The 25,828-nt window shown below is 35.5% G+C and carries 18 protein-coding genes; 14 read left to right on the top strand and 4 right to left on the bottom strand.

Annotated features, from left to right (window positions below):
• The first annotated feature begins 367 nt into the window (after positions 1 to 367).
• From CRO00_RS13095 to paiA, 11 genes are all read left to right on the top strand, one after another.
• Entirely contained in the window at positions 368 to 1,627 is a 1,260-nt protein-coding gene (locus CRO00_RS13095; protein ID WP_097074114.1) for a hypothetical protein, read from the top strand.
• 384 nt (positions 1,628 to 2,011) lie between these two features.
• The gene (locus CRO00_RS13100; protein ID WP_097074115.1) at positions 2,012 to 3,799 is read left to right on the top strand and encodes an ABC transporter ATP-binding protein; all 1,788 of its coding nucleotides are present in this window, start codon (positions 2,012 to 2,014) and stop codon (positions 3,797 to 3,799) included.
• Between the two features lie 81 nt (positions 3,800 to 3,880).
• Positions 3,881 to 5,401 carry a PAS domain-containing sensor histidine kinase gene (locus tag CRO00_RS13105; protein WP_237658422.1) on the top strand — a complete coding sequence of 507 codons (1,521 nt, stop codon included), beginning with the start codon at positions 3,881 to 3,883 and terminating at the stop codon, positions 5,399 to 5,401.
• Between the two features lie 162 nt (positions 5,402 to 5,563).
• A complete protein-coding gene (locus tag CRO00_RS13110; protein WP_097074116.1) occupies positions 5,564 to 6,955 on the top strand; it encodes a PAS domain-containing sensor histidine kinase in 1,392 nt (463 codons plus the stop codon).
• A gap of 101 nt (positions 6,956 to 7,056) precedes the next feature.
• Entirely contained in the window at positions 7,057 to 8,466 is a 1,410-nt protein-coding gene (locus CRO00_RS13115; protein ID WP_097074117.1) for a PAS domain-containing sensor histidine kinase, read from the top strand.
• Positions 8,466 to 9,116 (top strand): response regulator transcription factor, encoded by a 651-nt coding sequence (locus tag CRO00_RS13120; RefSeq protein WP_097074118.1) that lies wholly within the window; start codon positions 8,466 to 8,468, stop codon positions 9,114 to 9,116. Before CRO00_RS13115 ends, CRO00_RS13120 begins: the two co-directional genes overlap by 1 nt.
• A gap of 212 nt (positions 9,117 to 9,328) precedes the next feature.
• A complete protein-coding gene (locus CRO00_RS13125) occupies positions 9,329 to 10,183 on the top strand; it encodes an efflux RND transporter periplasmic adaptor subunit (RefSeq protein WP_161946695.1) in 855 nt (284 codons plus the stop codon).
• Positions 10,183 to 10,872 carry an ABC transporter ATP-binding protein gene (locus CRO00_RS13130; protein WP_272914318.1) on the top strand — a complete coding sequence of 230 codons (690 nt, stop codon included), beginning with the start codon at positions 10,183 to 10,185 and terminating at the stop codon, positions 10,870 to 10,872. The genes CRO00_RS13125 and CRO00_RS13130 overlap by 1 nt, the downstream gene beginning before the upstream one ends.
• Positions 10,865 to 12,037, top strand: coding sequence for an ABC transporter permease (locus tag CRO00_RS13135; RefSeq protein ID WP_097074120.1), 1,173 nt, complete (start codon positions 10,865 to 10,867; stop codon positions 12,035 to 12,037). The genes CRO00_RS13130 and CRO00_RS13135 overlap by 8 nt, the downstream gene beginning before the upstream one ends.
• A gap of 355 nt (positions 12,038 to 12,392) precedes the next feature.
• A complete protein-coding gene (locus CRO00_RS13140) occupies positions 12,393 to 12,845 on the top strand; it encodes a MarR family winged helix-turn-helix transcriptional regulator (protein WP_097074121.1) in 453 nt (150 codons plus the stop codon).
• A gap of 17 nt (positions 12,846 to 12,862) precedes the next feature.
• On the top strand, positions 12,863 to 13,372 hold the full coding sequence (gene paiA / locus CRO00_RS13145; protein WP_097074122.1) for a spermidine/spermine N(1)-acetyltransferase: 510 nt from the start codon (positions 12,863 to 12,865) through the stop codon (positions 13,370 to 13,372).
• Between the two features lie 148 nt (positions 13,373 to 13,520).
• Here the strand turns inward: paiA and CRO00_RS13150 are convergent, their stop codons facing one another.
• Together CRO00_RS13150 and CRO00_RS13155 are read right to left on the bottom strand one after the other, a co-directional pair.
• Positions 13,521 to 16,760 carry a UvrD-helicase domain-containing protein gene (locus CRO00_RS13150; RefSeq protein WP_097074123.1) on the bottom strand — a complete coding sequence of 1,080 codons (3,240 nt, stop codon included), beginning with the start codon at positions 16,758 to 16,760 and terminating at the stop codon, positions 13,521 to 13,523.
• Positions 16,757 to 19,462: a PD-(D/E)XK nuclease family protein gene (locus CRO00_RS13155; RefSeq protein WP_097074124.1), complete on the bottom strand. Its 2,706-nt coding sequence runs from the start codon at positions 19,460 to 19,462 to the stop codon at positions 16,757 to 16,759. Before CRO00_RS13155 ends, CRO00_RS13150 begins: the two co-directional genes overlap by 4 nt.
• A 276-nt stretch (positions 19,463 to 19,738) precedes the next feature.
• Between CRO00_RS13155 and CRO00_RS13160 the strand changes: the two genes are divergently transcribed.
• Both CRO00_RS13160 and CRO00_RS13165 read left to right on the top strand, forming a co-directional pair.
• Entirely contained in the window at positions 19,739 to 21,796 is a 2,058-nt protein-coding gene (locus CRO00_RS13160) for a hypothetical protein (RefSeq protein WP_097074125.1), read from the top strand.
• Between the two features lie 67 nt (positions 21,797 to 21,863).
• Complete coding sequence (locus CRO00_RS13165; protein WP_097074126.1) at positions 21,864 to 22,289, top strand: DUF2935 domain-containing protein; 426 nt, start codon at positions 21,864 to 21,866, stop codon at positions 22,287 to 22,289.
• 311 nt (positions 22,290 to 22,600) lie between these two features.
• Here CRO00_RS13165 and CRO00_RS13170 read toward each other — a convergent pair whose 3' ends face one another.
• Positions 22,601 to 23,602: an SH3 domain-containing protein gene (locus CRO00_RS13170; RefSeq protein WP_097074127.1), complete on the bottom strand. Its 1,002-nt coding sequence runs from the start codon at positions 23,600 to 23,602 to the stop codon at positions 22,601 to 22,603.
• Positions 23,603 to 23,751: 149 nt separating this feature from the next.
• Between CRO00_RS13170 and CRO00_RS13175 the strand changes: the two genes are divergently transcribed.
• Entirely contained in the window at positions 23,752 to 25,128 is a 1,377-nt protein-coding gene (locus CRO00_RS13175) for an amino acid permease (RefSeq protein WP_097074128.1), read from the top strand.
• A gap of 32 nt (positions 25,129 to 25,160) precedes the next feature.
• On the opposite strand, the gene CRO00_RS13180 is transcribed toward CRO00_RS13175, so the two are convergent.
• The gene (locus CRO00_RS13180; RefSeq protein ID WP_097074129.1) at positions 25,161 to 25,787 is read right to left on the bottom strand and encodes a LysE family transporter; all 627 of its coding nucleotides are present in this window, start codon (positions 25,785 to 25,787) and stop codon (positions 25,161 to 25,163) included.
• Positions 25,788 to 25,828: the final 41 nt, after the last annotated feature.

A 25,828-nucleotide genomic window follows, 5' to 3' on the forward strand; every position in this document is an offset into this window, starting at 1 on the left:
AGGAAAAAATTTAGAATCTGCAATTTCTTGACGCTTCCTCGGCATTCGATTTATTTCAATAATAATTTCAACAATTTTTCCACACTTGCTATAAATGCCTTAATGCAACTTATAAAGCTAAAATATACTATTTTATTACCATTTGGTGGAAGGTGGTGAAGTTATAGCATGAAAAAATAATAGAGGTAGAAATGCTGGTAACAAAGAAGGTGTAAAGACTCAAAGAATAAAATAATTAAGAAAAGATTTTAGGTCGTTACGCAAGAGAGGTTTGTATAGTTATCACTGTCTAACATTGGATTGAGGAAATAATCAAGTTTCCTTTTATAACATGCTTACAAAATATGAAAAATAGGAGTATTTTAAGTTGATACTACGTACTCTAACCGAAGCTGAATTGGCATTTGAAACTTATTTTACGTATGGAAGTAAATATAACGGCACATTCACCCAAATTACAGGATCTAGAAATCCAAGCATATCAACTAGTTTACAACGAATGGGAATGCAACTTCAATTTTTAGGAGCGTTGTATCCAAGAACAACCGATGCTAATCGAAAACAAAGAGTTATTAAAGAAATAAACTTAATCCTTAGTATCTTGAATATCAGTGGTTTGCTTAACAAAAGTAAACTAACTTACGGGAATGTCTTTGGGGACCCAGGTTATGGGATGATCTTGTTAGGTTTTGCATTAATAAAAAAAAGTTCTACTTATAATGCTTTAAATCTTACTTCGAAAGGTATTGTAGACACTAACGCAAAGAATTTCTTTGATTACCTTGGTGCACATTTATTTCAGTTCTGCATTAAAGAAGTGAATACTGATACAGCGCCGTATAAATATGGTGGTTTATATGCGGTGCCTAAGTTTGCGTTAAATTCACCGGCATTGGTTGCAGGTGCATTAGGTGTTTACTCAGACTTAGTTAGTAAGTCGTCACCACATCGAAGTGCAATTGTAACCTTTTCTAATACAGTAGTAGGGAGATACGGCTATTCAAATAATTCACGGACCTTTATTCCGATTGGCGGTAAAAATACCGTTAGAAAGCCATTCGGTTCGTCAGGATATAATGCCTACACAGGGATGGGATTAGCGTTGGCTGCACATGGTCACACTGGGACAAGAGATTTGAAAAAACCATCAAATGGCGGGAATTATTTGACTCAAGCCAAACAAATCGCTGCATACTATACTTCCGTTTTGAATTCTGGTCAAGCTCATCAACTTCACGAGCCTTTTGATTTTGCCGGAGCCGCATCAACTATAACAAGTATTAATACTGTAAAAGCTAGATTGGTAGCTGAAAACACGGGAACTTCGCCGAGTCTGGTCACAAGTGATGCATCAGTTAGTTCAGCAACAGAATTACTAAATCATAAACAACCTAGTGCGTATCTTTACAATCTAACATGGTTAGGTGACACCACTTTCTTAGCAGCGTTGGATAAACGAGTTGTTGCATCGGGTGAAGCGAAAAGTTTAGTGGGAGTTTCTGCGATGAGAGCGTGTATGAATGTAATGACTCCTGCTGAAAAAAATACGGCAGCCGCGAACCGGATTCTTTCAGGTTTTGCAGGATTGCTTGAACGAGGTATTACCACTATTACTGACGGAAAATAAAGTTTTATTTAGCTCCCAAGTTTTTTACGAAGACTTGGGTTTTTGCGTTAAGGTGACACGGTTTATATGAAATCTAATGGTGAAGCTACAAAAGACTACACGGCAGGCATGACTTATTTTAAAGCTATGAAGGGTTGATTATTTAGCTTATTATTAATGTGTGGAACTATTTTCTTTTCCCTTTTATAAAGCTATCGAATGAGGCATAAATCATTAATAAGGTAGTTAAATAATCTTTGCTACATAAACAAGAGATACCCGAAAGAAATTGTATATTCAACGCAAAGGTTTTGCGGACCCCATGCAGTAAGTCTGCGCTTTAGTTGCCAGAAAAAAGTGTAAAGTTAGTGGTAGAAAAGTTAACTTTACGAGAGGGGTTCTAGTATGTTTAACAAGCAATTTGCACCTTATGTAAAAAAAGAAGCACTGTTATATATCTGGGGATTCGTAGGGAGTTTGTTCCGTTTTCTAATACCGCTGTCTGTTCCTCTTATTCTAAAATTTATTTTTGACGACGTACTTCAAGGGAGCATTTACACGAATGCGGAAAAAGTTGAAAAGCTATTTTTTATAGCAATTTGTATGGTCATCATTTTTTTATTTATACGCTATCCTATGGAATACGTTCGACAATACTGTATCCATACTGCGAATAACAATATTCTAAAAAAGCTTCGTCAGGATATCTTTGATAAAATTCACTCTCTAGATGCGAAATACTTTACGGAAAATAAAAGTGGGGAAATTGGTACACGTTTTTTTGATGATGTAGAAAAGGTGAAGGGCTATTTAACAGCCACTTTTGGGAACATTTTGATTGAAATGATCGTGCTTGTAACTGTTATTGGAATTATGCTTGTACTTAACCCGAAGCTCGCGATGATTTCAATTGTTCTAATAACAATTCAATTTTTGCTTGCTCACTTTTTCTCAAAAAAATTTAAAGTTTCAACTAAGAACATGATGAATGAGCGGTCAGTATTAAATGGTTTTGTTTTCGAAAAAATTCAAGGAGCATTTATTTCGAAGCTATTTTCTGCTGAAAAACGTGACAAAGAGGAATTAGATGATCGTTTAGGACAGTATGAGGTGTTAACGAATAAACACGCGAAAATTAATGCGCTTTCATTATCGACTGTTAATGTTTTAATTGATTTTACACCTTTACTAGTTGCATTTATTGCAAGTTGGTTTGTTATTGAAGGAAATTTAACTGTTGGTAGTCTGATTGCCTTTTTTGCATATGTAGAAAAAATGCGAAGTCCTGTTGCTGCGCTTGTTCAAGCATTTCCGGTTATTACGGAAGGAAGTGTCGCCCTTCAACGAATTTTTGACTTCTTAAATATTTCAAAAACGGTTAAGGAGAAAGAAAATCCTACTGAATTAAAAACGTTTAATAAATCCATTACTTTTAACAATGTTTCATTTTCCTATGATCAATCCCGTCAAATCTTAAATCATGTGAATTTTAAAATGGAAAAGGGAAAAACGTATGCATTTGTTGGTGAAAGTGGTGGAGGAAAAAGTACGATTTTACAGCTTCTCATGCGAATGTACGATACAAGTTCTGGGGAAGTCCTTGTTGATGGAAGGGATATAAAGGATTATTCAATATCCAGTTTGCGTGAACAGATGGGAATCGTCACACAAGATAATTTCTTATACAGTTCATCAATTAAGGATAATATCAAGCTAGGAAAACCGGATGCAACCGATCAGGAAGTGAAGAGAGCGGCAGAAAAAGCCTTTGCAGATGAATTTATTAGAAAACTACCAAAAGGATATGAAACAGAAATAGGAGAAAGAGGAATTAAACTTTCAGGGGGACAAAAGCAAAGAATTTCTCTTGCACGAGTATTTTTAAAAGACCCTTCTATACTAATATTGGATGAGGCAACAAGTGCGCTAGATAACGAAAGTGAAAAGCTTGTTCAACAATCATTATTTACAGTAGGAAAAGATAAAACTGTCATCATGATTGCCCATAGACTTTCGACAATTGTTAATGCTGACACAATTTTCGTTCTCAAAAACGGTGAGATCATCGAAAGTGGAAGTCACCAACAGCTAATGCGCTTAAATGGATATTACAAAGAATTACATTCAAAACAAAATGAACATGAGACTAAAAAGCCATCTACTAAAATAACGAAAATGATTTCAGCTGTTTAATTTTTATAATAATTAGTGTCCGTAACCAGTTTTGCGGACATTTTTTATTTTCCCTACTCATTTTTATGTACATCTTGTAAAATGGAATTTAAAGGTAAAGTATATCTGTTAGGCGGTGAGAGATTGGATAAAACGAAACATATGCACTGGGAGTTTGAAACGATTACAAAGCATACACAAGATATCCTTCTTGTTGTGGATCAAAGTCAAAACGTGCAATTTGTTACACCTTCTTTTGAAACGATTTTGGGCTATTCTACAAAAGATATTTTAGGAAAAAATGCTTTTGAGCCAGTATTTCCTGAAGATCGAGAAAGATTGATGGCCTCACATCAGGAAGTGATTACTTTAAAAAAGGCTAAAGTTGATGAATATCGTGTTTTTCATAAAAATGGTGAAATAAAATACCTTGAATCAAAGGTTATGCCAATTCCTAATGTTCCAGATAATCTAGCGGTGGTTTCGATTAGAGACATTACTTTACGAAAATCAATGGAAACTGAGCTGGAGAATCGCAAAAATCGGTATCAATATTTACAAAATCAATTAAAAAAGTATTCACAAGATTTATCGTTGGTCTTAAAAGTCTCTGAGCTAAAAAATAGATTAATACAAGAACTTGATACTGTACTTCCAGATTCAGAACCGGTAATCAGTATTTATCATCGACAAACGGATGAATTTGAAGGGGATAACCCAATTGACTTACAATCTTACCTACCGAAACTTATTGTAGGAAAGCTTCAATATGATCATGAGCAAGTACATATTTTACTAGGAGAGCGTAAAGATAAAACATTCATTCTCACAATAAAGGCTTTTTCACTAAAGGAATCTATGGATAAGATTTGGTTCGAAACTTTGATTTTCTACACGGTAATGGTTTTTGAAAGTTTACATGTTATTGAAAACTTAATGAATCAATTGGAAGATGCCCTTCAAAAAGATAAAAGACCACAGTGGATTTTACGATTATTATTTAATTTATCAGAAAAACAACGATTAGAATTATCGGGTGATTTACATGACACTGTGTTACAAGATCAAATGAATCTATATCGAAATCTTGAAGCGATTTTAAAAGATTACAATTTTAAGGGTGAAATTCAGGCTCAGCTTATGGGCATTTCTAAGGGATTATCAGATTCGATTCACCAAATTCAGATGACTTGTAATGAGCTACGTCCACCACTTTTACGAGAACTTGGACTTTTACAATCGCTAGAAAATTTGTTTGAATACACCCAAATATCTTCAACTTTTAAAATCAACTACACTACAAAAAATACAGAAGGTCTCATTTTAAGCGAAGAAGAAACAATCGGTCTTTATCGAATCATTCAAGAGTTACTAAACAATGCAGGAAAGCACTCTCAAGCTAGCAATCTGCATTTTTATGTAGAATGCGAAGACAATCGAGTTATCTTACATTATTCAGATGATGGGGTAGGGTTCAACGCTGATAAACTAACACCAACATACAAGAGTATCGGACTTTCTGGTATGAGGGAGAGAATTAAAAGCTTTGGAGGTACCATTGAATTTAATTCACAACTTGGAAAAGGATTGCGTGTTAAGCTAGAATTGCCGATTAATAGTTAATAGATTATGTGAAAAATAAGCCACGCACGGACAGTGGTTTATTTTTTTTGCGTTACATACCTCTCAAAAAAAGCGCCTATCACGCAAGATTTTTTCGGTCCACGATATACCATATTCAGGTAAACTAAGTGCAAGAAGACTATGACAGGAGGAGTTTCAGGCATGAAATATAATGAGGAATTTTTTGAAACGATCCTCGAATATACAAGTGATGCCATTATGATTTGTGATCGAAATCGTCATGTTGTATACATTACACCGAATGCCTATAAGATTTCGGGCTATGGACCTGAAGAATGGAAAGATAGAGATACATTCTTTTTTCTCCACCCTGAAGATAAAGAATTTATGCTAAAGAGACACCAGAACCTATTAGCGTCAAAACAAAATAATTCCTCTGAATATCGAACAATTAAGAAAAATGGAGAGATAATGTATTGCGAATGTAAAACGACCCCTTTACCGGATACGGAAAATTATCTTCAAGTAGTATCAATGCGAGATATTACAGAACGAAAGCTAATGGAAATGGACCTCCTATATCATAAGAATAGACATGAAGTTTTGCAGAATAGCCTTAAACAATTTTCAGATGACTTATCTGGGGTAATGAAACTAGCTGAATTTGAGATAAGGTTGCTCAGAGAAATAGAAACGGTACTTCCTGGGTCTAACCCAAGCATTCTTACATCTTTTCCAATGGACTTAAGGGATGGAGAGTTGGTGACGGTTGCTAACAAACTTTTGATAAAACTCGGTGATTTACAACAAGAACCTTATATCCTCACTTTACAACAAGAGGCAATATCTGACCCAATGGAAACAATCTGGTTAGAAACAATAGCGCATTACGGGATGATGCTATTTGAAAATTTAAATATAGTAGATAATCTGATGGTGCAGCTAGAAAAGGCGAAACATCAAGAGGAAACACCTCAATGGATGTTACGAATGATTTTTAATTTACAAGAACAACAGAGGTTGACGTTATCTAGCGATTTGCATGATACAGTATTACAGGATCAAATTGAATTGTATCGTAGACTTGAATCCCTTTTACAACGCAAAGAAATAGAGCAAGAACAGAAAGCAAAACTATTTCAAATTGAGCAAGGGTTATTGGATATCATTCATGAAATACGGACGACTTGCAATAACTTACGGCCACCTCTCTTAAGAGAACTGGGACTCCAAATGTCTTTAGTAAATTTATTTGATTATATTCAATTGTCTTCCACCTATAAAATACATTTTATTTCGGAAGGTCTCTCGGAACTTTCGTTAAATGAAGAAGAGACGATTGGTATCTATCGAATGGTTCAGGATTTGCTCCACTCTGCAGAAGAATCTGCTGCTATTGAATGTACATTTGACTTTAAATACAAAAGAAATTGCTTGAAAATGATCTACCAAGATAATGGAGCGGGTTTTAGCGATGCAGTGAGGTTAACAAGTTTTAGACAACGAGCTAAAAGTCTTGGTGGAGAAGTTGAAATGATACCAAGAGCTGATGAAGGATTACAAGTTGTTTTGACACTGCCACTCACTAGCTAGCACACCACATAAATAGGCATAAGGCACGCAAGATTTTTTCGGTTCAGGATCTTTACGATTAAGGTAAACTACTAATACAAGTTGAAAATGGTGGTGTTTGTATGAGCTTAAACCAACAAATGTTAGAAACCATCCTTACCCATTCCAGTGATATGCTCTTTATTGTTAATCAAGAGCGACATATTATTTTTGCAACCCCTAGTTTATATGAGATAACTGGTTATAACCCTGAAGAACTAAAAGGTGTTGATGCATTTATTATGGTTCATCCTGAAGACCGAGAAATGATGATGCATCGACATAAGCATTTATTGGATTCTGAAAAGAGCAACTCTACAGAATATCGTATGGTTCGGAAAAGTGGAGAAATTCGGTATTTTGAATGTAGAACTACCCCACTTCCTGGGACAGAAGATTATCTCCAAGTTGTTTCAACAAGGGATGTTACCGAACGAAAGCAGATGGAGATTGAACTCGAATATCATAAAAATAGACATGAAATTTTACAAAGTAGTTTAAAGAATTTCTCAAATGATCTTACAGCAGTTATGAAATTTTCAGAACTTGAGGAAAGGATTATGAAAGAGCTTGTCACAATTCTCCTGAACTCGAATCCTAAATTTGTTACTTCATTTCCTGAAGCCGCAGAAATGGAAATAATGAGCGGAAATATAGTGACGATTGATGATAGCATTTATATAAAACTAGGGGAAAGAAACCAGCGACCATATATCATAACTCTTAATGCAAATGCAGTAACTGAGCCAATGGAAATGATTTGGCTAGAAACGTTTGTACATTATTCTGTGATGGTGTTTGAAAATCTTAATATGATTGAAAACCTGATGCTTCAGCTAGAAACAACTACTCTTAATAATGAGACACCACAATGGGTTTTACGCATGATGTTTAATCTTCAAGAACAACAGCGATTAACATTATCAAGTGATTTACACGATACCGTTTTGCAGGACCAGATTGATTTATATCGTAGGCTTGAATCGCTTCTCAAAAAACACGAACTGGATAGTGAAGCAAAAGAAAAGTTAATCAAAATTGAGCAAGGGTTGTTGGATATTATTTATGCGATCCGAGCGACTTGCAATAACTTACGGCCACCTTTGCTAAGAGAGTTGGAGCTTGAAAAATCTTTAGAAAATTTATTTGAGCATATTCAATTATCTTCTACTTTTAAAATCCTTTTTACATCTGCAAATCTCTCCCGGCTACATTTAAGCGAGGAGCAAACGATAGGTATCTATAGAATTGTACAGGAATTTCTACAACGTGCTGAAGAACAGGATAATGTATCGACGGTTAACTTTGATTTGTATGTTGAAAACGATCATCTAAAGTTAATTTATTGTGATGATGGTAAAACAATCGATACGTCTAATATGAGGATTACGAGTATAAGCCAACGAACGCAAAGTCTTGGAGGGGGAATTGAGTTCACCTCAGCGCATGGTACTTTGCAGCTTCCCATTCATCTTGAAAGGAGTTTACTATAATGGTTAATATTTTAATTGTCGATGATCATTTATCGATTATTGAAGGTACAAAAATGCTATTAGAGCAAGAACCAGACTTTAACATTACGGTTGAAAATAGTTCGTTAAATGCGATGAATCTAATAAAGTTAAAACATTATGATGTCTTGTTATTTGATTTGTATATGCCACATTTAAATGGACTTGAACTAGCAAAGCAAGCACTCGCTTATAATCCTGACCTAACTGTATTAATCTACACAGGATTTGATATCAAGCCACATTTTAATTTGCTTGTGGAAGCAGGGGTTTCTGGATTCCTATCAAAAACATCTTCAAGAGATGAGCTAGTCGCTGGAATCCGTTGTGCATTAAGAAAACAGGTTATTTTACCCCTTTCTTTAGTAAGAGAATTAAGAAGACCTGGAATTATCTCAGACAGTTCAAGCACTAGTGGTAAAGTAGTGTTAACTGAAAACGAAGAACAAATTTTATTAGAGCTTTCTAAAGGGAAAAGCACGCGTGTAATTGCATCTGCTTTAGCTATGAGTCAAAGATCTTTAGAATATAGCTTAACAACGCTGTACCAAAAATTTGGTGTACGAACGAGAGTAGATACCATTGCGAAAGCAAAAAGTCTTGGATTAATTCCAGAAGAAGAATTGAAATAATTTGATCGTCAAATGTACCAGGGATCCCTGGTATTTTTTTTATTCAAAAAGCTTGCGGGGTACCACAAAATTTTGCGGTGCTCTACAGATAGACTGCGGTGTAATTCGAAAAACTGTGCGGTGGTCCTCCAATAAGAGTGCGGTTTGTTAAGGGGTGTTCCTTAGTACAATAAATGTGTAAAGAACAGTATTTACCAATTGGAGGAAAGCAAATGAATAAGAAAATAAAGATTACAAGTTTCGTTGTTGGTGGGGTTCTAGTAGTATCCTTAATTTCAGGTGCATTTTTAACTAATAAGGGTTCTGCTTCATTTGAAGAGGAAAAGGTTCAGACAGAAGACATAACGACATACTATAGCTTTTCTGGCACAGTTGATGCTAAAAGTAGACAAAACATCGTTAGTCAAAAGGAAATGCATGTTGAGGAAGTACTCGTAAAAGCAGGCGACCAGGTAAAAACGGGAGATGTGTTAGTCATTAGTTCTGAAGGAGAAGAAATTAAATCAGAAATTGATGGAGAGGTTGCTGGCGTTTACACAAAAAATAATAGCCATGCAATGAAGGGTACAAGATTAGTTGATATTGTGGATTATAGCAATTTACATGTGAAGGTAAAAGTGGATGAATATGACTTAAAATATGTTGAAGTTGACCAAGAAGTGGATGTGACAATCAATGCGCTTGAAAAGGATATTAAAGGGAAAATATATGCAATTTCCAAAGAAGCCATTAATGAAAATGGAATCTCGTATTTCACAGCAATGATCGATTTTGACAAAGATGAAAGTATCCGCGTTGGAATGAGTGCAGAAACAAAAGTGTTAAAAGATTCTGCAACAGGAATTAAAACGATCTCAATGAAAGCTATTCAATTTGATAGTAAAAATGAAACTTACGTCATGTTATCCGAAGACGGAAAACCAATCAAACAATATGTAGAAACAGGCATTAACGATGGTACAACAATCGAAATTAAAAGCGGACTAAATGCTGATGATGTCGTGATGATTCCAAAACCTGATCAACAAAATAGTGCTGCTGCAATGCATGGAGGAGGAACTCAATAGTGCAAGACAATATTCTTTCTATGAGCAGTATTACAAAGGCTTATCGTATGGGAAATGAAGAACAAATCGTTTTAAAACAAATTGATTTACAAGTGAGAAAAGGAGACTTCCTTGCTGTGCTAGGTCCGTCTGGTTCTGGAAAGTCAACTTTAATGAACATCATTGGCTGCCTTGATTCCCCTTCAAGCGGAAACTATATGTTATCGAACCAACAGATTAATGAGTTAAACGAAAAGGAATTGGCAGCCATCCGAAACAAGGAAATTGGCTTTGTCTTTCAACAGTTTCAATTGCTGCCAAGACTAAGTGCGTTACAAAACGTAGAACTCCCTCTCGTTTACGCTGGTATAAATGAAAAGGAACGAAAGCAAAAAGCTACGGAGATGTTAAGTAGAGTAGGACTTGAAGACAAAATTCAAAATCGTCCGAATCAGCTTTCAGGCGGTCAACAACAAAGGGTGGCAATAGCGCGGGCAATGGTTACGGAGCCTACGATATTACTTGCGGATGAACCAACCGGAGCATTGGATCAAAAGACGGGGCAACAAATCATGGAACTTTTCCAGCAAATTAATCGTGAGGGGAAAACCATTGTCATGATCACACATGATAGGGAAATTGCAAAAACTGCAAATCGAATCGTTCATATTTTAGACGGCCAACTAAGGGAGGAGGCAGCATATGTTTAAAGAAAACCTCAAAATGTCCTGGATGAATGTGATGAACAATAAAATGCGCTCTGCCCTCACAATACTAGGAATTGTCATCGGCGTTAGCTCAATCATTGCCTTAATTACAATTGGTAAAAGTTCAATGAATGAAATGACCAGTGAATTCGAACTTTTCGGTGCAGATAAAATATCGATTCAAGTTTTAGGTACACCCCTTAAGCAAGGACTAGTTGAAAGTGATATTGAAAAACTACAAGAAATTGAGAATGTCGCAGGTGTATCACCAACCTTATCTGGAAATACAACAGTTGTTGCTTCTGGTGCAGAAAAAACGAATGTACTAGTTCAAGGGAAAAATGATGTTTACTTTTCTAAGTCAAAAGATTTAGTAGAAGCAGGTAGAGGAATTAATCAATTAGATATTGAGAGTGAAAATAAAGTTAGTTTAATTGGATCGGCAATTGCAAAGGAAATGTTTTTTGGGCAAGACCCGATTGGTAAGGAAATCATCATAGGTGGTGTTTCGTACCAAATCATCGGAACATTAAAAGAATCAAATGATTTTTCTGGTTCTTCAACGAATGATTCCGTGATAATTCCTTATACCACTTCCATGGGTTTACTTGGAACGGGCTATGTTTCTAGTGTAGATGTGTATATGAAAAATGCTACTAACTCAGAGAAAATTACAGAAGATATTGAAGCAGCTTTATCTGAAGCATTTTATGATAAAAAGGAAGCTTTTACAGTAATGAATATGCAAGATATGCTGTCTTCAATTAATAAAATTACAAATATGCTGTCCTTTATGCTTGGCGGTATTGGCTCCATTGCTTTATTTGTCGGTGGTATTGGTATTATGAATATGATGCTCGTATCAGTTACAGAAAGAACTGCTGAGATTGGCCTCCGAAAAGCACTCGGCGCAGAACCTAAACGAATCCAACAGCAGTTTTTACTAGAAGCAGTATTCCTTTCACTGATAGGTGGAATACTTGGATTCTTTGGTGGCGTCTTAGTCGCATATGTGGTGTGTTTAATAATGGGTACTAGTTTAATCCTTACAGCTTCCACGGTTTTCTTAGCTCTAGGATTTTCTGCAGTAATTGGAATTGTCTTTGGAATTGCACCAGCAAGAAAGGCATCGAAGCTACATCCAATCGATGCGTTAAGAAGTGTATAGTGAGTGATAAAGTTACATTCGTTAAAAACTACTAGGAGATTTCTGGTAGTTTTTTATTTTATTTGAGAGTAACAAAATGGAGTGTTTCCATGGTGACTAGCAACAATTTTTAGAAGTAAATAAGTTAGATGACGTCGTTTTTTCAGAAAATAACCCTAACTTTGGAACGGAATTTATCAATGCTATTGCCCAAAAGCGTTTTTGGACTAGGGTATAGCATCGGTCAGAAATGTTCAATGTAAGCTTGGCAAAATTAAGCCGGCTTTTTTTTACACACTTTTTGTTGCAATTACAACAAAATGAGTTTAAATTTAATATATGTTGTATTTGCAACAAAATGCGAAGGAGATTCATAATGAAAGAAATTCTACGTGAAATTGGAATGATTGCAAGGGCACTAGATTCTATTAGTAATATTGAATTTAAAGAATTTGACCTTACTAAAGGGCAATATTTATACCTTGTGCGAATATGTGAAAACCCTGGAATCATTCAAGAAAAACTAGCCGAGTTGATCAAAGTTGACCGGACAACAGCAGCTCGTGCTATAAAAAAACTCGAAATAAACGGCTTCATTGAAAAGAAAGATGATGCCCATAACAAAAAAATAAAAAAGCTCTATCCAACTGACAAAGGAAATCATATATATGCATTTTTAAAAAGAGAAAATGATTATTCCAATCAAGTAGCTTTAGAAGGGCTTTCCGAAAATGAAGTAGAAACCATTTTCAATCTGCTACAGAGAGTGAGAAAAAACGTAGAAAAAGATTGGGAATACGTAAAAAAAGGGAACAAGCGAAGTTATTAAAGGGGAGAAATAGTAAAATGACAGTTCAAGTAAAAAAGTGTACTTTAGAAGATTTACAAACACTTCAAGAAATTAGTATCGATACGTTCAACAGTGCATTTAAAGAGCAAAATTCACCTGAAAATATGAAGGTCTATTTAGAAAAGGCATTTAATCTAAAACAACTAGAGAAGGAATTATCTAATATTTCTTCGCAGTTCTTTTTTGTTTATTTTAATAATGAAGTTGCTGGGTATTTAAAGGTGAATACCGACGAAGCTGAAGTGGGGCAAGAATCCATTGAAATTGAGAGAATCTATTTAAAAACAAACTATCAAAAGCATGGACTTGGCAAACTTTTAATAAATAAAGCAGTTGAAATTGCCCAACAACTTGGTAACAAGAAAATTTGGCTAGGGGTATGGGAAAAAAACGAGAATGCCATTGCTTTCTATAAGAAAATGGGCTTTGTCCAAACAGGGTCGCATTCCTTCTATTTAGGTGATGAAGAACAAACTGATTATATTATGACAAAAACACTCAGTTAAGTGGAAAGTTAAGCAGAATCGAAACAAAACCGAATATAACGATAGAGATTTGAACACATAATAGATCATCTTTTGATGGTCTTTTTTTAATAAAATAGTCTATAGACAAAATCGAAATTAATCGAGATTGTCTATAGTCTGAATTAATTTATTGATTTAGAATTATTCTATTTGTGTCTTGTATCGATAAATCATCTTGCAAAAAGCGTACCATCTTACCAACTATTGGCATATGAATCCATGCTTCTAGTACAGGCTTATTAGAAGCTTCAGCTAATGCATGAGCATAAATTTGTAACTGTGGTAAATGTAAATACGCGCGGCTCGTCCATAGATCCTCGCGACCTGGGAACGTCTTATGATCGATAATTATCCAACCATCTGGTAATTCGATTAAACAATCGATAAATCCAGAAGCTTTTTGATTGTTGAATTTTAAATGAATTGGAAACTCTTTAAAAACATTAACCTTAGCTTCATAGTTATTTTCGATAAAATCATTCAATCGATTTGATGCTTCTATTAACGCTTCGGGAGTCAGTGCATAAACCCCGAAATTTTGTTGAATAGATTGAGCAAGCTGTTGACGTTTTTCCCTTCCAAAAGTTGGGGAGTCGACGGTTAAAAATGTGTGTACCATAGTACCGAGAATATCCATTTCAGGGCTACCTGTGATTGGCAATCTTGAACCAATCGATTGAACATGTGGATTTATTTCTTCTGCTTTTAATGTATTTTCATCAAGCTGTTCCGCGAATTGGGTCATGCTTGGTTTAAAAGTTGCAGGTTGAAATTCAACATTTTCTAGTTTTTCACCAATATAGACCTTTTCATCAAATGACGAATTGTCTTCATTTTGAACTACTGGCAGAGTTAAGCTACATGTTTTCATAGGGAATGACTTACCATTAATAATGATTTCCCCAGTTTCTTCACCTTCTTTTTTATGGATTAAAGAAATCACTTGATTACTATCTTCTGATTTTTGCTCATTCAACCATGTCGCTTTTGAAAAATCGCGTGTTGCAAGTACTAAATAGTCACGAGCACGCGTCATCCCGACATAGAGTAAACGTTGGCTTTCTTCCCGTAATTGCTTCTCGCGCAAAATTAGCTGTGATGTACCCTGAACTGCGGAATCAAATCCAACATCTTTTGATTGGGCACCATATGGCCATGGCCAGAAGTATAACATTCGGCCCTTTAACGGATCCTCAACATTGAAATCTGTTGTACTAACGGCTAAAATTCGATCGAATACAGCTGGTTTGCCAGTACTAATAGCAGATTTATTAAGCGAGTATAGAATGACAAATGGCCATTCTAATCCTTTTGCACGATGATACGTTAAAATTTTTACTGCATTTTCATTTGTTGACTCGGCAACTCGATTTAATTCCTTATTGTTTTCCACTTCATTTAAGAAGAATAGTAATCCACTTGCTGTTGCAGCATATCCATTTGATTCTGCACCATGTTCGTATTGCTGAACGAGTGCACGTAAATTATCGATATTTGCTAACCTCTGTTTCCCGTTACCCCAACGTAAAATTTGTTCATCTACATTCGCTGTAACAAGAGCTAAATCTAAAATTTCAGATGGACTCATTTCAAAAATCTTGTGACGGACATTATCTAGTTGTTCAATTGTTTCGCTATTTTTCACTTGCTCTGCTTTATCAGTGTTTAACCAAGCTTCTAACCATTCTCCATTTTGCCATTGATCTGACCCTAAATGGAGAATTTGTGCTAGTGCTAGTGTATCTCGGTTATCGATTAAATAGCGCAAAGTTGCGATAGCATAAACAACTTCCACTGTTGCCATTAATCCACTACCACCAATTGTTGCAGAAATTCCCAACTTTGATAAGGCACTTGCAATATCGGCACATTCATCATTTGAACGGCAAAGTATCGCAATATCATTTGGCTTAAGTGTTCGCGTTTCACGAGTTTCCTTATCAATTACAATATAGGATTCTTTTTGCTGGATTACTTGCCAAACACCATGGGCAAGGGATGCTGCATCATTCTTCGCATTTTTTGAATCGCTAAAAGTCCATGTTTCCAGTGAAATTTGTTGAACGTCGATATCATCTCTTTTAGGATTTAACTCAACTAACTCCTTAGTTAGACCTGTTGTATTAAATACGGGTACGAATAATTCATTGACAAACTCGACTAACGACTTCCGTGAGCGATATGAATCTCCTAAAATTGCTTGTTCGATTCCTTCGATGCTTTTCATAGCAGTTTTCATTAAATCTGGGTCTGTACCACGGAATCCGTAAATTGCTTGTTTGACGTCGCCAACCCAAGTAGCACTTTTGGCAATTTCACGTAACTTCATGTTTAGTGCAATTTGCAATGGACTTGAATCTTGAAATTCATCGACAAAAACAGCTTCAATACGTTCTTTCAATGCTTGTACATAGTCTTCATTTTCAAGTAACCTTAACGCCAAATATTCCTGGTCTGTAAAGTCGATTAAACCACGTAAATTCTTCTCATTTTCATATAGCTCCATTGCTTCTGCTGCACAGTAAAATACCGCTTCTATCACCGCTTTTAAATCAGCATGTAATTGTGGATGTGTAGGATGAATATGGGCTGCTTGATGAATTGGTAAAACTTCTTCTAAACTTGCCTTTGCTGGTGTTAGTTTTGAAGCTTTTGCCCATTGATCCCACGTTAAATATCCATTCCGTTCAATTTGGGCTAGCATCGTTCCAATCGCGCCGATTGCATTTTGTGTTGCCTTCGTCGAGTCACTACCTGGTAATGTTTTACTTGCATTTTTAAGTGCTAAAACAAGTTTTCTTGTAAGCTCATCACCGTTTTCAGCTGGCGTTGGTAGCCATTGTTGCATTGTTTCCCATGAAAAGTTGGCACAATTCTTTACATCTGAAGCAGATAGGCCATTTTCACGAGCAAGCTTTAATACGTCTAGTACATATTTATTCCAAGGTGTGTCTCCACCAATGAGTTGAAGACGTTGTAATGACTCAAAATGTTGTAGTTCATATTTTGTAATCGCTTTGTATGCAATGGAATTAAAGAGTGACAGTGATTCGTTTTCTTCCAATAAATTTTGTACAGGTGATAAGCCAATTTCTAAAGCAAATTCTTTAATCAGGCGCCCAAATACACTATTCATCGTCCCGACATAGCCATCTAGTATTCGTGCAGCTTCGTCTGTTTTTCCGGCTTTTAATAATTCAAGACGGATACGTTCAATCAATTCTTCTGCAGCCTTTTTTGTAAATGTTGTTGCAACAATCTTTTCAGGTGCTATGTCGTGATGAATCACATCGATGATTTCTTTAGATAATCGTGTTGTTTTACCAGCTCCAGCACCGGCACTAATAATTTTTAAAGAACCTGTCATTTCTGTAGCCTCCTAACTCCACATAAATCTTGATATTCACAGAATCTACAAACTGGTTTGAAAATTGGTTCCTCGACACCATCTTCTTCAACTCCAGGTGCTATGGCCAAACCATTTGTTAACGCATTACTTATTTTCGTAAGTTCGTGTTGAACCGTTTGCAACGTCTCATTCATCGATATGCTTTCAACGTGGTATTGCTCTGGAATTTCATTGTCTGGCACTGAGAAAAATTCACCCGATTGCAACATGAAGTATGCTACTGGAATGAAGTCCTCTTCTGTCGTTGATAACAGCCAATGATATAAAGCAAGTTGGATAGAGCCTTCTTGTAGTTTCGTTTTATAGTTAGCAGGACGCCTCGACCATTTTGCATCAAATAGTACTGTTCGACCACTTGCTGTTTGGCCAACCAAATCAAGTCTTCCTTCAAAGTGAACCCCCTCTTGCCATTGTTTATTGTAAATCCCTTCTGTTTCGGTAATGGTTACACCCGAATTTTCTAGGAATGCCGCGAATTGCTGCATCGACTTTTGCAAATCCCGGCGCACTTTACGATGAAGGGATTGATTTTCAGGGAGAAGTAACATAGCAGCCATTTTTGGCACTAAACGATCGAATATTTCTCCTGTCATTTGTTGGATATCTATACTAGCTGTGAATGCATCTTCATTAATTAATTGTTCTAATATTGCATGTCCAAGGTTTCCTAACATAGTTGACTCATTTGGAAGAGATAGAGCGTTACTTGAACGGATGTTGGCACTATATTTTAATGTCCATTGAAGTGAGCAACTAAGGACACTCTCAAAACTTGTGGCAGATTCTTTTTCTCTTAATGCAACTTTTTGTTGTGGAATTTGCCATTGACGAATAGGGCCTGGGATTGCTTTGTTTGTTAATGGGAATCGTTTAAATGTACTATCTGAAATTGTTACACTTTCACGCATACGAAGCATTGCGGCATCAATAGTAAGTTGTTGTTCCTCAGCTTGCATCTTTGATAAAGCAAATCGAATCTCATCTAAAAGGGGATGAGCTTTTACATCTGTTCCACGAATTTTCGAAGGTACAAAGAGAATGACTTTATCTTTAGCAAACTGTAGTGCGTGATGCCACGATAAACTTTCTCGACGACGCTCTTTTTCAGGTGTTGGGAGATTAATATTGTGCGATTGTAAAAAGTGACGCTCTGCATCCGACCATTTAGAAAAGTTGGTTGTCGAATTTTGAACAAAGTCCCACCAAACGATATTATTTGCTTGTCCCCACATAGCACCTGGTTGTTGAATTGTAATCCAATTTGTTGTTTCAGAATAATAAGCATTGAGTTTGGTACCATCACCTAGTATTGAATCTAGTATATTTGCTAACTGCAGCTGACTAATTCGTTTGACATTTAACGCACGAAGACTGTTAATCAATTCATTTGCAGAACTAAAACATTGGGCAAAAATTGAATTTGGTTCAAAACTATTTCTTGTAAATGCCCAGTGACTTACTTTACGGCAAATCCTTTCAATAATATGGCATGGTATTCCTTCAACTGTGTCGTAATAATCATGATTAATCCATAAATCAATATTTTCTTGTAACTCTGTTTTCCGTTTATTTAACTGTCTTGTGTCGAGTCCTTTTTCAATCCACTGTTCCTCAAGTTCTGTTACAGCATTTTCAAGAGCCTCATTCCATTTATCTCCACCAATACCTGGCTCTTCAGACAATGCTTTTGCTAGTTTATAACAAAGCTTTTTAGGTAGGGGGGATGCAGGTAGTGTGAGTAACTCCATCATACGGTCTACACGAACCGGCTTCCAATAGGTTTCAATTGTAAGCGGCAGCACTTGTAGTACTGAACGCCATTTCGAGTATTCACTAACCTCACTCGATGGTAAGCCACGGCGATGGAATAATTCAGTTAATAAAAGGTTGTTTGCGTTATTGATCAAAACAGTATTTTGATCACCATGTTGCTGCAGCCAACTAATTAAATAGTCTGCACCATCCCATTCTTGTTCAGATCGTACAATAATGAAAGAACCATCCTTCATTACTTTTAAATCACTAACTTCCTTACTTGGGTCATATAAGGCTGTTTTAATTTTTTCTAAGTCGGTGAGGGGCTCTTTAGGAAACTCTGGTAGTTGGTACGTCATTTTCTCAAATGGTATACCGTTTAACTTTAGGAGTTCGACTAACTCAATGGCCCAGTTATCCCAAAGTGATTCGTCCTGATCAACGAGAGTAATTTTATTGATTGAGAGTGGTAAAGTTTGTTGATTTAGCAATTCGAATAATCCTCGTACACGATCTGCAAAACCTTTGCTATGGTCAACGCTTGCTAATTCAATTTCTGCAATTGCTTCAATCCATTTCCCGCCACCTTCACAAATAGTTGGATTCCAGCCTGCAAGAACAAGTTCATCTCTTCTATTTTTTAGTTCCCGCGCAGTATTCCATGAATCAGTTTTAAATGATTTGGAATATGGTTTTTGCCCATCATCAAGTTGTGTAATGGTAGCCTGCCACTCTGCAATCCGGGTACTATCCGCAACAGCTGGGAAATTTTGTCCTAGCTGTATTTCTAAAATATTGATAAGTCCATGAAAGCCGGTAATTATTTTCCCTACGCTTGCAGATTGTCCATTCAGCTCATCTGGGTACTTTTTTGAGTCTAGCCAATATCCCAAAATAATCTCCATTTAAATCCCCCCAATTTTAATGTTTGTCTGTATATAATTATCTCACATAACCTAAAATTTCCCAACTCCTTCTATGTAAAGGTTTAATGTGAAAATTGACATAAAAAATGACTCGCTTTGGTATTCATCTACTTTTATAAAGATATTTATATATCAAACATCAATTGCTTGATATAATGATAGAGCTACTATTTTCCTATAAAAATCCAGTGAAAGATACCCACTTTTGTCTTTCATAAAAGATATTAAAAACAAAACTTATACTAGGAGTTTACGATGTTAGAAAACTATTTAACCGAATTAAAGACGTACATAAATTCTAATAATATTAAGGTTCAATACGATCCAAATAAAAAGATTGCTTGTGAAAATGAAATTTTGTTTGGCATTGGAAATGAACAATCTGGTGGACTATTGCTTTCAAACAAAATTAAAGGTCAAGAGAGTGTATCTGTTTCGCAATATATTGTTAACAAAAAGGATGATTTCTTTCTTCCATGGAAGGAAAGTTTTTCAACCAAACAAGAAGTGAATAATCTTACAATTTTTATAGAAGATTTATCACCTGATACTTGTTTTGCCATCCTTTTATTTTTTGCACGATGCAATGATATACCTATTTCACAAATCCCTCTTAAATGGTTGTCGTATGTGAACCTCTGGGAAGCGGGAGAAGTAAAAGCCACTGGGGGAATCGAAAATTCATGGGGAGTGTTATTAAACTCGTTGTCTCATGAATATTTTGTACCAATTTTTGAAGAAGAGAACGGTCAAATTGTAAAAACATATGATCAGCAAAAGATTTTAGATGGCTTTCGAATGTGTTTGAATTTTACAATTGAAGCGCTAACCGAAATGGTTGACCCAGCAAACGTACCTGTACTACAGCACTCAGAAGGATACCATCGAGCAATAGCACTATTGAATATTGAAAAGCTAGAGTATGAGAATACATTAAGAAATGCAACGGAAATTCAACTTCTGTTACCATTACAAAATTCAAATCGACGTGTTTTTGTGGATTCAATTATCGCTACTGAAATTAATGTTTTAGCGACATTGAAGAATTTTTCAAGAAATGATCGGCAAAATTCTTTCTTCCAAATGGGCTTTGGTTTAATGGCCTTACATCGTCCTCATTTGAAAGGAAGCGGGAATGATTACGTCATATCAGTAGATCCTTCAACAGGTGTTCATTTGAAAGACTTATGGGATTCGCTGGAAGAATTAGAGAACAAACGATGGGAAGGCAAACGACCAAACCATAAACCTCGCGACAACTATGATACCAATCAGCCGTGGTTCAATGGTAATAACAGTTTTACCATTATCGCAGCACCTAAAACATTAACGAGTGAAGATAAAGTATTATCTCCTAATATGACAGAAAAATCTGTTATCCCAGAAGGAGAAGAAGTGTTAGGCTCAAAGTTATCATGGGACGATGTGTTAGATACATTGTGGAATTTATATAACCCGATGAAAGGTTTGCGTGTCCATTCCTATACTAGTAGTAAATGGGGAGAAGAAAGTGACATTTGCAATCTGAAAGTCATTCAAGAAGCGGAGTTAAAAAAATTCATCGGTATCAAATGGGCACAATCGAACCCACAAAACACAATGATAATTACCCCAACTTTTAAACGGTATTTAGTGGCATGTTTAAAAAATAATGGAGGAATCCCTTCCATTAAAGATTTGCCAAATGAGAATAGCTTTGATTATCTAGAACTTCCAGGTGGCTTTGCATTAATTCATAACGAGGGTGCAGTATTTTTCGATGATTGGTCAGATGAAGGCGCAAATATTAGCACTTATTATGAGGAGTTTCAATGTTTAAATAAACGTAAAATTGCCATTGAAAAGTTCCAAACACGAATTAAAGAAGAAGTTCAAGAGATAATGGATAAAATCGGTAGTAAACGGAAGATGAGAAAAGAAATCGTTACGCTAAGTAGTAGCTTAGCGAAAATTAAAATTGAGCTACAAAATAGTATTTTTGAGACAGCATCGAAGACGAATGATTATGATGTTACTCAATTTAGACAAGTAATTGAAAAACGTTGGGGCTTAAACTCGCAACTGAACGAGCTGTATTCAATGGTTAGTGAGATTGAAACGACAATTAAAGGTGTTGTCGAATCACGGACGAGCAGAGTGATTAAAACGATAACTATTGTTGGTTTTCCATTATCATTTTTCGGAGGAATTTTCCAAGAGTCGCTTAGAAAATTTTTGATCGAATTTGAAATTGATAAAATTCCATTGTTATCTTTTGCAGGGTTGACAGTTATCTGCATGTTTCTATTATTAACATGGATTGATAAAGATTAATAAGTTCTGCCCCTTTATTCATTTGAATATAAATATCAAGAGAATGATTAGAATGGGGGATGTATAATTGCAGTATTACTACGGGAACATGATGCCGTTGCGTGTTCTTGATGAGGCCGAATTTTGGAAACACCAAGAAGAGGAACATACTGTTGTGATTAGAGAGCTTGTTGGAAATCTTGAACAAAAATATGTAAGTGCTTTAAAGAAATGGGAAATGGAATTTGCGAAAACTCATCAACGAGTTGTTAGATATATTGAAACGGTCAACCGTTCAAATGGACAAATTTCTCAATCGCTTTACCATGATATCATGCAGCTTACCTCATATTGTTTAAAACAGAGCGAGCAATTTATTAACTTTTGCCGCACTATGATGACAGAAAGTGTTCCAATTAGTACGAACCCAACAGCAAAAGTTGTCTTAAACCATATCATTGTTGAATCAGAGTACTTTATTGGTGTTGCGCAAACAATTTTATATCAGCGGTAAATTATTATATCCAAACTTCTCCGTAAATAATTCACTACATAAAGGTTAATATATTAATGATACCTATACGAAAACGGAGGAGATCATATGGTAAAAGACTCACATGCACCAAAGAAAAAAACAAATGATGCAAAGCCAAAAATTCCACCAGAGCAAAGAAGAGGGAAAGCTTCATCAAATTCACGTCATCAAAATAAATAATATGAAAAAGACTTTCAACAATTTCTGTTGAAGGTCTTTTTAGTTTATTCATATAAGATAAAATAAAAAATCCTAAGCTCAATTTTCATACTGAACTTAGGATTTATCCATTAAAGGCGATTTTCCATAAAGGCGTCGTAAATTTCACCTGTATGCGGGTTAACGCCATACCAGCCAAATGTTGCAGTATGTTCGTAACCAGGTTCGCCTACAAATCTATATACATGAATAATATAATGTTGTTCATCATTTTTATGGTCATATTCAAAAATTACGTCCGAGTCATTTGCTAAACCTGTGTACTTTTTAATCAGTTTTACAGCATCAGTTGTTGTAAGTTTGTCATTTTTTACTGAAGATAGCTCGGTTACAGTTTTTCCTTTTTTGTCTGTTGCTTTGATCAAACCAATACCTTTTGCAAAATAATATCTTTCACCTGATTGGTATCGGAGTATTACAACATTTTCAAATGTGCCTGCTTTTACTTTCACCTTTTTAGTCATACTTTCAACAAGAACTTTATTGTACTGTTCAACCATCAATCCAGATGCATCATCAACATCAAAATACATATCCTTAATATATTGACCTTGTTTCATCGGATAAGTGAAATGGAAGAAGCTCCAATCTGTTGCAGATACTCCCATCGATAGTCTTGATTGTTTCTCAGTATAACAAAAATCAGCATCGTTATTTGAAATATTGACTAAGTATGTACAGTAAAGATCTTTGTTAACGATAAATTCTTCCTTTTTCGTAGATAGTATCGATGGCGAATATGTTAGTTTTAATCCTACTTTTGGTATTAATCCTCCATTAATGGTTGGGGTAGGTTTTTTGCTCGATAAAGCGCTTGTATAAACATAACCTTTCGTTTTACTTGTTTGTACATAAGACCATCCTTTTGATGAAGACAGTACTGTCACAGCTGAATAATTTTTTATTGATCCTAATTTTTTTGCATTTTGGGATGGTTTTTCACGCAAAATGATATCATCTTTCGCATTAACATACATAATATTTCCTGCTGCCTCTGTAGGTACATCCTTAAAAAATAAAGTTGGTGTAATTACAAAGGCAAAAAGAAGTAGTAATGTGATTAATTTCTTCATAGTTTGTCCCTCCTTTTACTTATAGGGATATAATATCAGAAAATACATAATTTACCTAACCCTTTTCAGTAAAAGTGGGAGCTCGTCCAAGTGCATAAACTTCTTTCCAAAGCTCATAATAACTAGGAAATTAAGGGAGGGAGTTTTTGATGGAGCTACCAGCACGAGTAGGGGGTAAAAATGATAAAAACGATAATAACAATGATAGTAAGCTAAAATGGTGGCAACTCTCTCTAATCGGTGTCGGCTGCACCATTGGGACAGGCTATTTTCTAGGTTCTGGTATTGGAATTTCGAAAACTGGACCTTCTATTGTTATTTCTTTTATCCTTGCTGGAATTACAGCGATGATTGTTTCGGAAGCATTAGGAAAAATGTTCGTACAAGACCCGCAAAAAGGTTCCTTTCGTTCTTATACGAAAAAAGCTTTTGGACGTTGGGCGGGATTTAGTAGTGGTTGGGTATATTGGTTTTCAGAAATGCTCATTTCCGGTAGTCAATTAACCGCCCTTTCGATACTTACCCGATTTTGGTTTCCAAATGTGCCTCTCTGGATTTTAGCTTCCATATATGCAACGTTAGGAATTATTGTCGTTTTAATTGGTACAAAAGGGTTTGAACGTGCTGAGAACTTATTTGCCGTCATAAAAGTGGCCGCAATCTTAATGTTCATTATCCTTGCCATTCTAGTGTTATTCGGTTTTTTTGGTGGCAGTAAGGATGATTTTAATGTACCAACTAAAACAGATGAAATTTTTGCTCATGGCATAATCGGTTTATGGTCATCCTTAATATTCGGTTTCTATGCTTTTGGTGGAATTGAAATAATGGGGATCTTGTCCGTAAGACTTCAACAAAAGAAAGATGTTGTTAAATCAACAACGGTAATGCTAATTTTGTTGACGGCCATTTATTTAATATCTATTTTTTTAGCATCTGGATTTGTTTCTCACAATAAATTTAATGCTCAAGAAAGCCCATTTGCTATTGCACTAGCAGAATATAATCTAGCTTTTTTTCCACACGTATTTAATGCAGGGATTATAATTGCTGGGTTTTCTACAATGGCGGCATCGCTTTTTGCCGTTACAAGCATACTTGTCACAATGGCAGAGGATGGCGATGCACCAAAACTTTTTGCAAAGAAGGGTAAACTAAAAGTGCCTCCATTTGCTCTAGCTTTAACTATCTCTGTTTTAATTATTTCCATAGTAATAGCTCGTCTAGTCCCAGATAGAGTATACGAGTATATTACAACCGCTGCAGGACTAATGCTTATTTACAATTGGTTTTTTATTCTATTATCATTCCCAAAACTAATAAAAGTAACAAAATTTGATCATGTAAAACGTTATTTTGCAATGGTACTTATACTTCTTGCAATCTTCGGTACGGTTTTAGACAAGAATAATCGGATGGGCCTTTTTGTTAGTGTCATTTTTATTGCAATCGTTCTGGTTGTGATTTTATTTATACGAAAAGGTAGTAAGAAAAAACAGAAAAATGAATATCCAAAGGGCATATGATTGGGGGAACCGGACAAATTCCCCCCATGTAACTAGAAAAATAATAATTTTACAGCTTGTACACCAAAATACCCTCCAAACCCAATTAAAGATAGACCAGATAAAATGGAGATTATACTAAGTAATTTAGAAGTTAGTATTTTTCTAAAGCTACTTGCCGTTAAAGCCATTGTAATATCCCATATAAACAATCCGACGAAAATAGCACCACTATATAAAATAATATGGTCTAAATCATATGATGAAACCGTTTTTGCAAGGACCGAGCCAAAAATCCCCAGCCAAAACAACATCGATAATGGATTTGATATGGACAATAAAAAGCCATAACCAAATGATTTTTTTAAGGAGTTACCTTTCATGTTTTTCATTTGTACTTTTTTCTTAGCATTGATCACACTTTCAATGCCAGTAGAAATGAGAACAAAACAACCAAATGACCATAATAAAGTTTGCATAAATTCTGTTTCTAAAAAATGAAACACTCCTAAATAAACAATAAGCATAAAAATGGCATCGGCTAACATCGCTCCTAATCCAACTAGCCACGCGTGCCAAAAACCTCCATTAATTCCTTTCGTTAATTGTGCAGCATTAACAGGGCCGATTGGAGCTGCAAGGGATATTCCTAGAAAAACGTAACCAAAAAAAGCACTCATATTTGTAGACTCCTTTAGTATGTAAGAATGGTTTGTACCAT

The sequence above is a fragment of the Ureibacillus xyleni genome, assembly GCF_900217795.1.
GTDB classification, from domain to species: domain Bacteria; phylum Bacillota; class Bacilli; order Bacillales_A; family Planococcaceae; genus Ureibacillus; species Ureibacillus xyleni.